This window comes from Citrobacter sp. wls718 (assembly GCF_005280945.1).
In the GTDB taxonomy this organism is placed as follows: domain Bacteria; phylum Pseudomonadota; class Gammaproteobacteria; order Enterobacterales; family Enterobacteriaceae; genus Citrobacter; species Citrobacter gillenii.
Genome location: NZ_SZWV01000023.1, coordinates 1 through 10578, shown reverse-complemented (window position 1 = coordinate 10578; position 10578 = coordinate 1). Strand labels below are relative to the sequence as shown.

General features: G+C 50.2%; 15 protein-coding genes. 6 read left to right on the top strand and 9 right to left on the bottom strand.

Going from position 1 to position 10578, the window contains the following annotated elements; genetic code table 11:
- Positions 1 to 195: 195 nt before the first annotated feature.
- Positions 196 to 750 (top strand): gamma carbonic anhydrase family protein, encoded by a 555-nt coding sequence (locus FDW95_RS05115; protein WP_115257345.1) that lies wholly within the window; start codon positions 196 to 198, stop codon positions 748 to 750.
- On the opposite strand, the gene FDW95_RS05110 is transcribed toward FDW95_RS05115, so the two are convergent.
- The 6 genes from FDW95_RS05110 to dprA are packed head-to-tail and all read right to left on the bottom strand — an operon-like array spanning position 726 to position 4518.
- Positions 726 to 983, bottom strand: a complete 258-nt coding sequence (locus FDW95_RS05110) for a DUF1488 domain-containing protein (RefSeq protein ID WP_115257344.1) — start codon at positions 981 to 983, stop codon at positions 726 to 728. The genes FDW95_RS05115 and FDW95_RS05110 overlap by 25 nt on opposite strands.
- Positions 980 to 1801: a shikimate dehydrogenase gene (gene aroE / locus FDW95_RS05105; protein ID WP_115257343.1), complete on the bottom strand. Its 822-nt coding sequence runs from the start codon at positions 1799 to 1801 to the stop codon at positions 980 to 982. Before aroE ends, FDW95_RS05110 begins: the two co-directional genes overlap by 4 nt.
- Position 1802: 1 nt before the next feature.
- On the bottom strand, positions 1803 to 2375 hold the full coding sequence (gene tsaC, locus FDW95_RS05100; RefSeq protein WP_096755444.1) for an L-threonylcarbamoyladenylate synthase type 1 TsaC: 573 nt from the start codon (positions 2373 to 2375) through the stop codon (positions 1803 to 1805).
- A 4-nt stretch (positions 2376 to 2379) separates the two neighbouring features.
- Positions 2380 to 2922, bottom strand: a complete 543-nt coding sequence (locus FDW95_RS05095; protein ID WP_096755443.1) for a type I DNA topoisomerase — start codon at positions 2920 to 2922, stop codon at positions 2380 to 2382.
- 26 nt (positions 2923 to 2948) lie between these two features.
- Positions 2949 to 3422: a DUF494 family protein Smg gene (gene smg, locus FDW95_RS05090; protein ID WP_003031162.1), complete on the bottom strand. Its 474-nt coding sequence runs from the start codon at positions 3420 to 3422 to the stop codon at positions 2949 to 2951.
- Positions 3394 to 4518, bottom strand: a complete 1125-nt coding sequence (dprA, locus tag FDW95_RS05085) for a DNA-protecting protein DprA (protein WP_115257342.1) — start codon at positions 4516 to 4518, stop codon at positions 3394 to 3396. The genes smg and dprA overlap by 29 nt, the downstream gene beginning before the upstream one ends.
- 130 nt (positions 4519 to 4648) lie before the next feature.
- On the opposite strand from dprA, the gene def reads away from it, so the two are divergent.
- The 5 genes from def (at position 4649) to mscL (ending at position 9414) form a co-directional block, all read left to right on the top strand.
- On the top strand, positions 4649 to 5158 hold the full coding sequence (def, locus tag FDW95_RS05080) for a peptide deformylase (protein ID WP_096755441.1): 510 nt from the start codon (positions 4649 to 4651) through the stop codon (positions 5156 to 5158).
- Between the two features lie 14 nt (positions 5159 to 5172).
- Positions 5173 to 6120, top strand: coding sequence for a methionyl-tRNA formyltransferase (gene fmt / locus FDW95_RS05075; RefSeq protein WP_115257341.1), 948 nt, complete (start codon positions 5173 to 5175; stop codon positions 6118 to 6120).
- A 51-nt stretch (positions 6121 to 6171) separates the two neighbouring features.
- Positions 6172 to 7461 (top strand): 16S rRNA (cytosine(967)-C(5))-methyltransferase RsmB, encoded by a 1290-nt coding sequence (rsmB, locus tag FDW95_RS05070; RefSeq protein ID WP_096755439.1) that lies wholly within the window; start codon positions 6172 to 6174, stop codon positions 7459 to 7461.
- 21 nt (positions 7462 to 7482) lie between these two features.
- Positions 7483 to 8859 (top strand): Trk system potassium transporter TrkA, encoded by a 1377-nt coding sequence (trkA, locus tag FDW95_RS05065; RefSeq protein WP_096755438.1) that lies wholly within the window; start codon positions 7483 to 7485, stop codon positions 8857 to 8859.
- A gap of 141 nt (positions 8860 to 9000) precedes the next feature.
- Positions 9001 to 9414 carry a large-conductance mechanosensitive channel protein MscL gene (gene mscL / locus FDW95_RS05060; protein WP_096755437.1) on the top strand — a complete coding sequence of 138 codons (414 nt, stop codon included), beginning with the start codon at positions 9001 to 9003 and terminating at the stop codon, positions 9412 to 9414.
- Here mscL and arfA read toward each other — a convergent pair.
- Genes arfA through FDW95_RS05045 form a run of 3 tightly spaced genes read right to left on the bottom strand, consistent with a single transcriptional unit; the run spans position 9411 to position 10491 of the window.
- A complete protein-coding gene (gene arfA, locus FDW95_RS05055; protein ID WP_096755436.1) occupies positions 9411 to 9629 on the bottom strand; it encodes an alternative ribosome-rescue factor ArfA in 219 nt (72 codons plus the stop codon). The genes mscL and arfA overlap by 4 nt on opposite strands.
- 57 nt (positions 9630 to 9686) lie before the next feature.
- Positions 9687 to 10112 carry a Zn(2+)-responsive transcriptional regulator gene (gene zntR, locus FDW95_RS05050; protein WP_045448272.1) on the bottom strand — a complete coding sequence of 142 codons (426 nt, stop codon included), beginning with the start codon at positions 10110 to 10112 and terminating at the stop codon, positions 9687 to 9689.
- Between the two features lie 10 nt (positions 10113 to 10122).
- Complete coding sequence (locus FDW95_RS05045) at positions 10123 to 10491, bottom strand: DUF1992 domain-containing protein (RefSeq protein WP_096755435.1); 369 nt, start codon at positions 10489 to 10491, stop codon at positions 10123 to 10125.
- Positions 10492 to 10578 lie beyond the last annotated feature (87 nt).

The window sequence follows — 10578 nt, the reverse complement described above, 5'->3', positions numbered from 1 at the left end:
GTCGATGGAGGCGCATTATAGGGATCCCATTTTTTAGCACAAGTGTTTTTTAGATCTTTTTTGCTGAGTGGCTGTTTTTTACCCCTTTCGCTACATTCCTGCACAATATGCCTGATTTTTGATAACTAAATCGCTTGCACAGTCTCGATAATCAAACCAAAGTCTTCATTACTGCTCTATTCTATTGAGGTAAACATGTCTGATGTACTGCGTCCTTATAAGGATCTTTTCCCGCAGATCGGGAAACGCGTGATGATCGACACCAGCAGCGTCATCATTGGTGATGTTCGTCTGGCTGATAATGTTGGGATCTGGCCTCTGGTCGCGATCCGTGGTGACGTGAACTACGTACAAATCGGCGCCCGCACAAACATTCAGGACGGTAGCGTGTTACATGTCACGCATAAATCAGCATCTAACCCGCAAGGCAATCCACTGATCGTGGGTGAGGATGTCACCGTGGGCCATAAAGTCATGCTGCACGGCTGCGTCATTGGCAACCGCGTTTTGGTCGGTATGGGATCGATCCTGCTGGACGGTGTCGTAGTAGAAGATGACGTAATGATTGGCGCGGGAAGTTTGGTTCCGCAAAACAAACGCCTGGAGAGCGGGTATCTGTACCTGGGCAGCCCGGTTAAACAGATCCGCCCACTCAGCGATGAAGAAAAAGCGGGCCTGCAGTATTCAGCTAACAACTATGTGAAATGGAAAGACGAGTATTTGAGTCAGGATAACCAAACCCAACCGTGAGCATCTTCTTGCTGAGCCTGGATCAATGCTTCGGCTTCATCTTCCAGATCCCAGCGATGCTCCCGAAAAATTTCCATCCACTGTTCAGGCGAGTTGCCGCCAAAGCGACGCGCCAACACCTCTCCGTTGATGGCGCATGTTAGCTGCATACCCTGAACCATCGCCGGGAAAACGACAGCATCTATATCTGACTTCCATTCTTCTCTATCGGGAAACTGGATAGCCTGGTTCACTCGGACAGTTCCTGTTGCAGCTGTTTAATGACGGGTTCCGTCTTCGGCAATACGCCATGCCAGAGTAAAACGGCATGCGCTGCCTGCCCTACCAACATTCCCAACCCATCAGCACAATGTTTTGCTCCCTGTAATGCGCACCAGGACAAGAACGGCGTATTCCCTTTCTGATAAAACATGTCGTAGCAATAAACAGAAGCGTTGATCAGTGATGCAGGGATAGCCGGAACATCCCCACTAATCCCACTGGAGGTCGCATTAATAATGAGATCGAAGGCGTTATTCTCAAGCTCATCAAATCCCACGGCCTGAACGCTACCGGTATGGGAAAAGATCTGAGCCAGTTCTTCTGCACGCGAAGCGGTACGGTTTACGATGGCCACCGCACAATCCATAGAAAGAAGAGGGAGCAATACCCCGCGGGATGCCCCACCAGCCCCAATAAGTAAAATACGCGATCCGGGACGAATAAAAGCTAAACGTTCAAGATCGCTTAATAAACCAATACCATCGGTGTTATCCCCAAGTAAGCGTCCATCTTCCAAACGCTTAAGCGTGTTAACCGCCCCGGCAAGCGATGCCCGTTCTGTTAATTCATCAGCCCGCGCAAATGCCTCTTCTTTAAAAGGAACCGTAATATTCGCCCCTTTACCGCCCTCTGCAAAGAAGGTGTTCAGCGTATTCACAAAATTATTGATTGGCGCCAGCACCCGTCCATAGGTGTGATCGATATTCAGCTGCTCTGCAAATTGCTGATGAATAAAAGGCGATTTGCTGTGCGCGATTGGATTGCCAAAAACAGCATAGGCTTCTTTCATATTACCCCTGTCGAAATTGTTCACCCGTCAAGGCATCACGGATTTCCGAAGGATTTAAACGCCCCCCGGTATCACCTTCGACAACGGGGAAATCTATACCAAACTGCACGCGTACTTCCTCTACCGTCCTGCAAGGGGGTAGACCACTCAAATTAGCACTGGTAGAAACTAACGGTTTGCCATAAGCCTGGCACAACGCAACCACCAGCGGATGATCCGTGACGCGCACGGCCAGCGAATCAAAACGGCCGGTTAACCAACGTGGTGTCGTTATCGCTGCCGGAAACACAAAGGTAACGGGACCTGGCCAGCACGCGAAAATAGCATCACGTTGGGCATCAGTGAGCATGCTGTCATCAATATACGGCTTGAGTTGGTCAAAATTTGCCGCAATTAAAATCAAGCCTTTATCAATTGGTCGTTGTTTTAGTTCCAACAGACGAGTAACAGCCGTTTCGCTATCTGGGTCACAGCCGACGCCGAAAACAGCTTCTGTTGGATAAGCGATGACTTTATCTTGTTTCAGAACCGCTATCGCAGCAGCGATGGGATCTGTGGGCAGGTTATTATTCACTTTTTTATTCCGCCGAGACCGGCTTTCCACATTGTTTACTGGCACAAAAGTGTTTCACACCCTGTGCGGTTTTCTTTTCGATGAGAAGCGGATAGTGACACTCAGGACACTCTCCAGCCAGAGGTTTGAAGTTGATGACAAACTGACACTCAGGATAGCGATCGCAGGAGTAAAAAGTTTTGCCATAACGGGAACGCCGCTGGACCAACTGGCCTGTCCGGCATTGGGGGCAAACAATCGCCGTTTCATCTGGTTTGTCGATAAGTTCAGTATGGTCACATGCCGGGTAATCGCTACACCCAATAAACATACCGAATCGTCCCTGCCTCAGCACCAGCTCAGCACCGCACTCAGGACAAAACTTACCCTCCAGAACTTTGACAATATGTCCGTCCGCAGAGGATTTTAGCGGACGGACATAGTCGCATTCCGGATACTGTGAACAACCGAGAAACGGGCCATGTTTCCCAGAGCGAATAACCAGTTCAGCCCCGCATTGTGGGCAGGGCTCGTTTTTACGCACCGCAAACAGTGCTGATTTAGCCATAACAACTCATGCTGAATGAAGATTGATTAATGCAGCATACCTTCATTCACTTCAAAGAGTAATTCTTCCATTTGCTGATACGCATTTTCACAACCGGGAATGTTGAATAAAACCATCAGGATCACCCACTTCAGGTCTTCCAGATCGAATTCTGCTGTATCCAGCGCGAGTACACGCTCAATCACCATTTCTCGCGTTTCGAGGTTTAGCACCTGGATCTGCTCCAGGAATAATAAGAACCCCCGACAACTCGCATCCAGGCGATCGCACTCTTCCGCCGTATAAATACGAATAGACAGAGGGTCAGATGCAAGCTGCATAGGTTCGGCAAGGCCATCCTGATAATCAGCCAGTTTTTCCAGCCACAGTAACGCGTTGTAGATGTCTTCACGATCAAAACCAGCGTCGGTAAGATCCCGTTCCAGTTTGTCCTGATCCACACGCAGCTCCGCTTCGTTATGGATATATGTCTCAAACAAATACATTAGTACGTCGAACATGGCATGCCCTCCTCAATCGGACATAGCCGCCGGGTACAGCTGCGATCCATCCTGCTAACTCCAGTTCGAGTAGCTGAGCCACTACCTCTGGCACAGGTTGGCCGGCACGTTCAGCGACGACGTCAACAGGTGTTACCTCATCTCCTACGTTAGCCAGGAGCTCAGGAAATGGCAATGCCACCTCTTCGTGATCTGGTGAATAAATTGAATTTTCAGGTTCATCTGGCACCCAATGTAAACCGTATTGCAAATTCTCCAGAATATCTTCTGGAGCCGTAACCAACGTCGCTCCTTGCTTAATGAGCCAATGTGGCCCCTCACAACCTGGGTTCCCTATTGGCCCTGGTAACGCAAAAACGTCCCGTCCTTGCTCCAGGGCACAACGCGCAGTCACCAGCGAACCGCTACGCTGAGCGGCCTCAATCACCAGTACGCCTTTGCTTAAGCCACTGATAATACGATTTCGTCGCGGAAAATTGCGCGGTAGAGGAAGCATATCCAAAGGGAACTCAGACACCAGTGCGCCTCCGGCCTCAATCAGACGTTCGGCAAGATGCGCGTGTCGCCGTGGATGAATGGTTTCCAGGCCGTTCCCCAGCACGGCGATACTGGTTCTATTCATATTTACCGCCGCGTTGTGCGCGACGCCATCGATCCCCCGTGCCAGCCCGCTGGTGATTGTCACACCGCAAGCGGCAAGCTTCTCACAGAATAATCGCCCCCAGCGTTCTCCATACCAGGAATGTTGCCGGCTCCCCACAACAGCGACCTGAAAAGAGTGTAAACAATCGGGATCGCCAACAATAAAGAGGAGTCCCGGGTAATCTTCAGTGGCGCGAAGCTGTGGCGGATAACGTTCGCTATCGGCAAAAACGACATGGTGATGCGGTAACTCCAGCCAGCGCAGCGTTTTTTCCACTTCAATGTCGGAAAAGCTTAAAAAACGTGCGGCCTGGCGGGGAGAGAATCCTGCATACTGGAGTATCATTTTGTTAATACACGGTTGAGCAATAAGCCAGTGAGCAATGCGCACCATCTCATCACCATAAAGTTCACATACTCGTGCTAAACGTAACCAAATCTCGGTGTGGGTCATCCCTTTTCCCCCTGCCACAAGCAGTCATAGCAATCTTTGCGATTGGTCACTGATGCTGTCAATCAGAAGGGGTTTTGTCTAGAATAGAGGTAATAATCTTTCCAACTCCTGAACACAACTCTGGATAACTATGTCAGTTTTGCAAGTGTTACATATCCCGGACGAGCGCCTTCGCAAAATCGCAAAACCGGTTGAAGAAGTGAATGCAGAAATTCAGCGTATCGTCGATGATATGTTCGAGACGATGTACGCCGAAGAAGGTATTGGCCTGGCGGCAACGCAGGTTGATATTCATCAGCGCATCATTGTTATTGATATCTCTGAAAATCGCGATGAGCGCCTGGTGTTGATCAACCCTGAGCTACTGGAAAAAGACGGTGAAACCGGCATTGAAGAAGGTTGCCTGTCTATTCCCGAACAGCGAGCATTAGTACCGCGCGCTGAGAAAGTAAAAATTCGCGCACTCGATCGTGAGGGTAACCCCTTTGAACTGGAAGCCGATGGCCTGTTAGCGATCTGCATTCAACACGAAATGGATCACCTGGTTGGTAAATTGTTTATTGATTATCTGTCGCCGTTGAAACAACAACGCATTCGTCAGAAAGTTGAAAAACTTGACCGCCTGAACGCCCGACCTTAAGGACAAGAATCAACGTGTCAGACTCACTACGTATTATTTTTGCGGGTACACCTGACTTTGCAGCGCGTCATCTCGACGCGCTGCTGTCTTCTGGACATAACGTCGTCGGCGTATTTACCCAACCGGATCGCCCAGCAGGACGTGGTAAAAAGCTGATGCCCAGCCCGGTAAAAGTGCTGGCCGAAGAAAAAGGGTTACCGGTTTTTCAGCCCGTCTCTCTTCGTCCTCAGGAAAACCAGCAGTTAGTTGCTGACCTGCACGCAGATGTAATGGTGGTAGTGGCATATGGCCTTATTCTGCCAAAAGCCGTGCTGGACATGCCGCGCTTGGGATGCATCAACGTCCATGGTTCCCTGCTTCCTCGCTGGCGCGGCGCGGCACCCATCCAACGTTCACTGTGGGCTGGCGATACCGAAACCGGCGTCACCATCATGCAGATGGATGTCGGTCTGGATACCGGCGATATGCTACACAAACTCTCTTGCCCAATCACCACTGAAGACACCAGCGCCAGCCTCTACAATAAGTTAGCCGAACTCGGCCCACAGGGACTGCTGCACACACTGCACCTGTTGGCAACGGGCACCGCGAAACCTGAAGTCCAGGATGAATCGCTGGTGAGCTATGCCGAGAAGCTAAGTAAAGAAGAAGCCCGCATGGACTGGACGCTTAGTGCCGTTCAGCTGGAGCGCTGCATTCGCGCCTTTAATCCATGGCCGATGAGTTACATCGTCATTGATGAGCAGCCGGTCAAAATCTGGCAGGCCACGGTGATTGATAAACCTGCAGGTGCCGAACCAGGAACGATTCTGGAAGCAACCCGCCAGGGTATTCAGATTGCGACAGGCGATGGCATCCTGAATCTCATCTCTTTGCAGCCAGCCGGTAAAAAAGCCATGAGCGCGCAGGACCTGTTGAATTCACGCCGGGAATGGTTCGTTCCTGGAAACCGTCTGCTCTGACGGTTCATCTCTTAAAGCCCGGCATCTCCGGGCATTTTTATTTTTGCGGTTATGAAAAAAAATCTAAATTTACGCAGTATGGCGGCGCAGGCCGTCGAACAGGTTGTCGAAAAGGGGCAGTCGCTAAGCAATGTGCTACCTGCCATGCAGCAGAAAGTTGCCGATAAAGATAAGGCGCTGTTACAGGAACTTTGCTTCGGCGTATTGCGCACCCTCTCCCAACTTGAGTGGATGATCAAACAGCTGATGGAACGCCCGATGACGGGTAAACAGCGCACGGTCCACTACCTGATCATGGTCGGTTTCTACCAACTACTGCATACCCGTATCCCTCCTCATGCTGCATTAGCTGAAACAGTGGAAGGCGCGGTCGTGATCAAACGCCAGCAGTTGAAAGGCCTGATTAACGGCGTACTACGCCAGTTTCAGCGCCGCCAGGACGAACTGTTAACCGAGTTTGCACAAAGCGAACTGCGCTTCTTACACCCATCCTGGTTAGTAAAACGCATTAAGAATGCTTATCCACAGCAGTGGGAAACCATTCTTGCGGCTAATAACCAGCGTCCGCCAATGTGGCTACGCGTTAACCGTAACCACCACTCGCGCGACGCGTGGCTAGCATTGCTGGCGGAAAGTGGTCTTACCGGCTTCCCACACCCGGATTACCCGGATGCTGTGCGTCTGGAAACCCCAGTGTCAGTTCTGGCATTGCCCGGCTTCGAGCAGGGATGGGTAACCGTCCAAGACGCTTCCGCTCAAGGATGCGTAAGCTATCTGCAGCCGAAGAACGGTGAACAGATCCTCGATTTATGTGCAGCGCCAGGTGGAAAGACGACACATATTCTGGAAGTTGCTCCGAATGCAAATGTAATGGCGGTCGACGTAGACGAAAAACGTCTGTCACGCGTCTACGACAACCTGAAGCGTTTGGGCATGAAGGCCACCGTCAAGCAGGGCGATGGTCGTTTTCCACAACAATGGTGTGGCGAACAGCAGTTCGATCGTATTCTGCTGGATGCTCCATGCTCAGCCACTGGGGTCATTCGTCGCCATCCGGATATTAAATGGCTGCGCCGTGACCGGGATATCACCGAGCTTGCCCAACTACAGGCAGAGATCCTGAATGCGACTTGGGCGCATCTGAAGCCGGGCGGCACGCTGGTTTATGCAACCTGTTCTATTCTGCCTGAAGAGAACCAGCAGCAGATTGCGGCCTTCCTGACGCGTACGCCAAACGCGGTATTAAGCGAAACCGGCACACCTGAGCAACCAGGCCGCCAGAATTTACCGAGTGCAGAAGAAGGTGATGGCTTCTTTTACGCTAAGCTAATCAAAAAGTGATGAGATAACGGGTCGCGACTGATGAAAATTATCATTCTGGGCGCAGGGCAAGTTGGTGGTACGTTGGCTGAAAACCTAGTCGGTGAGAACAACGATATCACGGTAGTCGATACCAACGGTGAACGCTTGCGCAGCCTGCAGGACAAGTTCGACCTCCGCGTTGTGCAGGGGCATGGATCTCATCCCCGCGTACTGCGCGAAGCTGGCGCCGACGACGCCGATATGCTGGTCGCCGTGACCAGCTCTGATGAGACCAATATGGTCGCCTGTCAGGTCGCTTATTCGCTCTTCAATACGCCTAATCGTATCGCACGTATTCGGTCACCGGATTATGTGCGCGATGCCGATAAACTCTTCCACTCCGAAGCGGTACCTATCGATCACCTCATTGCCCCAGAGCAACTGGTTATCGACAGCATCTACCGGCTGATTGAATATCCTGGTGCCCTGCAGGTGGTGAATTTTGCCGAAGGTAAAGTCAGTCTCGCAGTGGTTAAAGCCTATTATGGCGGTCCACTGATCGGTAACGCACTGTCGACTATGCGCGAGCATATGCCGCATATCGATACCCGCGTTGCGGCAATTTTCCGCCATGACAGACCTATTCGCCCGCAGGGCTCTACCATCGTGGAAGCGGGTGACGAAGTATTCTTTATTGCAGCGTCACAACATATTCGCGCAGTGATGAGCGAACTGCAACGCCTGGAAAAACCCTACAAGCGCATCATGCTTGTAGGCGGCGGTAATATCGGTGCCGGACTCGCTCGGCGGCTGGAAAAGGATTACAGCGTTAAGTTGATCGAGCGCGATCAGCAACGAGCTTCAGAGCTTGCTGAAAAGTTACAAAATACGATCGTCTTTTTTGGCGATGCTTCGGATCAAGAACTGCTCGCCGAAGAGCATATTGATCAGGTTGATCTGTTTATTGCCGTCACTAACGATGACGAAGCTAACATCATGTCGGCAATGCTGGCTAAACGTATGGGCGCCAAGAAAGTAATGGTGCTGATTCAACGTAAGGCGTACGTTGATCTGGTGCAGGGCAGCGTGATTGATATTGCCATTTCACCACAGCAAGCAACGATCTCTGCATTGCTCAGCCACGTCCGTAAAGCAGATATCGTCGGCGTTTCTTCGTTGCGCCGTGGTGTGGCAGAAGCCATCGAAGCTGTCGCGCACGGAGATGAAACAACATCCCGGGTTGTCGGCCGTGCAATTGACGAGATTAAGCTGCCGCCAGGAACAATCATTGGCGCCGTTGTTCGGGGTAATGACGTAATGATCGCTAATGACAACTTGCGTATTGAGCAGGGTGATCACGTCATTATGTTCCTGACCGATAAAAAATTTATTACCGATGTCGAACGTTTATTCCAGCCAAGTCCCTTCTTTCTGTAATTATGGGGGTGCTAGTACAGCACCCTTTTTATTTCCCCTTATTTTTCATGGTCTAATAAATTCCCCAGTCAGCAATACATAAATGGAAATTGTCTTAACATTTGTTAGACTTATAAACGTCAGCTGCATAGGGAGAATAAAATGAGCATTATTAAAGAATTTCGCGAATTCGCGATGCGCGGGAATGTTGTAGATTTAGCAGTGGGTGTCATTATTGGTGCGGCATTCGGTAAGATTGTTTCGTCACTGGTTGCCGACATCATCATGCCACCACTGGGCTTGTTAATTGGTGGGATTGATTTTAAACAGTTTGCCTTAACGTTACGCGACGCGCAGGGAGATATCCCGGCGGTCGTGATGCACTACGGTGTGTTTATTCAGAATGTGTTTGATTTCATTATTGTTGCCTTTGCTATCTTTATGGCCATCAAGCTAATCAACAGACTTAATCGCAAAAAGGCTGAAGAGCCAACAGCACCGCCAGCCCCATCAAAAGAAGAGGTGTTGCTGAGTGAAATACGTGACCTGCTGAAAGAACAAAATAACCGTTCTTAAGCACTCACTGAAACAAGAAGGCCAGTGGTAAAAAAGTGATTCACTTTCTTGCCACTGGCCTCCCAGTTACCCCGATTTCCTTGTTTACCTTTACGCTGATAACTTCCTTTTCCTTTCTTATTTTTCTCAACCCGCTGTCTGAATAGCGGGTCATGTAATAGTGCTTCAATGGCGTTGTCCTTTATCTGCCCTTTGGTGTGCTGATAACGACTCATAATCTCTCCAGTGTGTAATAATTTACGCCGCGAGTGTAGACCTGACCGTTCAATAAATCAACAGCCTGATTTTGTTCCGCTAGCGCCTTGCTCAAGTGCCTCGAGAATAGAGCAGTAAACGCTGCTATGCGCCATGCCGCAGCATGCATCGTTCAATCGCTGTAGCGAGCGCTGCATTGTCTGAAGCTCAGCAATTCGGGCTTCAACCTCTTTTAATCTTTCCTGAACAATTCCCTTAGACTCCTGGCAGGTATGGTGCTCAGGATCGATACGGATCGAGAGTAACTCGCGGATCGACTCCAGAGTAAAACCAAGCTGTCGGGCATAACGAATAAATTTAAGACGTTGAAGATCGCTTTCGGTATAGAGTCGAAATCCACCTTCAGTGCGTACTTCATGCTCCATCATTTGCTGCTTTTCATAGTAACGGATGGTATCTGGCGTGACTTCAGCCAGTTTAGCTAATTCGCCAATACGATACATGGTACCTCCGCTAATCATCACTAATCCGATGCAGAAGTTTTTCTGCATATTCCCCACGCAAAAACTCGGTGCTGAGTCCAGCCTGTCGAAGTTTAAGTTCAAGGAGCGAAAGACGTCGACTTACCTCCTCATACTGAACCTCATCTTTACGAATTCCTGCAAGGATATCAAGCAGACGAATTGCTTCTCTGCGCAGCTCAAGTTCGGGAGGAAGGCAACCCGAATTTTTTAATAACCTGTAGCCGGCTCGCAGTTCCGGTGGAATATGAGAATCATCATCCAAAGCAAGCGGCTCACCGGAACCCGGTAAATCATCAAACTCGCCTTTGGCCTGCGCGTCATTAATATGGCGCTCTGCCCACTGGTCCAGTAACCACATACAGTGCTCCAGGGGGTGAACAAAAAAAGTACAGTTCGTATAGATAGGTTGGGGTGCTTCGGATATAAAAAAACCCGCCGGGGCGGG

Excerpts from the sequence above, each read along its gene's own strand:
- FDW95_RS05115 (WP_115257345.1), top strand. The coding sequence starts at position 196 with ATGTCTGATGTACTGCGTCCTTATAAGGATCTTTTCCCGCAGATCGGG.
- aroE (WP_115257343.1), bottom strand. The coding sequence starts at position 1,801 with ATGAAAGAAGCCTATGCTGTTTTTGGCAATCCAATCGCGCACAGCAAA.
- FDW95_RS05095 (WP_096755443.1), bottom strand. The coding sequence starts at position 2,922 with ATGGCTAAATCAGCACTGTTTGCGGTGCGTAAAAACGAGCCCTGCCCA.
- smg (WP_003031162.1), bottom strand. The coding sequence starts at position 3,422 with ATGTTCGACGTACTAATGTATTTGTTTGAGACATATATCCATAACGAA.
- dprA (WP_115257342.1), bottom strand. The coding sequence starts at position 4,518 with ATGACCCACACCGAGATTTGGTTACGTTTAGCACGAGTATGTGAACTT.
- def (WP_096755441.1), top strand. The coding sequence starts at position 4,649 with ATGTCAGTTTTGCAAGTGTTACATATCCCGGACGAGCGCCTTCGCAAA.
- rsmB (WP_096755439.1), top strand. The coding sequence starts at position 6,172 with ATGAAAAAAAATCTAAATTTACGCAGTATGGCGGCGCAGGCCGTCGAA.
- trkA (WP_096755438.1), top strand. The coding sequence starts at position 7,483 with ATGAAAATTATCATTCTGGGCGCAGGGCAAGTTGGTGGTACGTTGGCT.
- mscL (WP_096755437.1), top strand. The coding sequence starts at position 9,001 with ATGAGCATTATTAAAGAATTTCGCGAATTCGCGATGCGCGGGAATGTT.
- arfA (WP_096755436.1), bottom strand. The coding sequence starts at position 9,629 with ATGAGTCGTTATCAGCACACCAAAGGGCAGATAAAGGACAACGCCATT.
- zntR (WP_045448272.1), bottom strand. The coding sequence starts at position 10,112 with ATGTATCGTATTGGCGAATTAGCTAAACTGGCTGAAGTCACGCCAGAT.
- FDW95_RS05045 (WP_096755435.1), bottom strand. The coding sequence starts at position 10,491 with ATGTGGTTACTGGACCAGTGGGCAGAGCGCCATATTAATGACGCGCAG.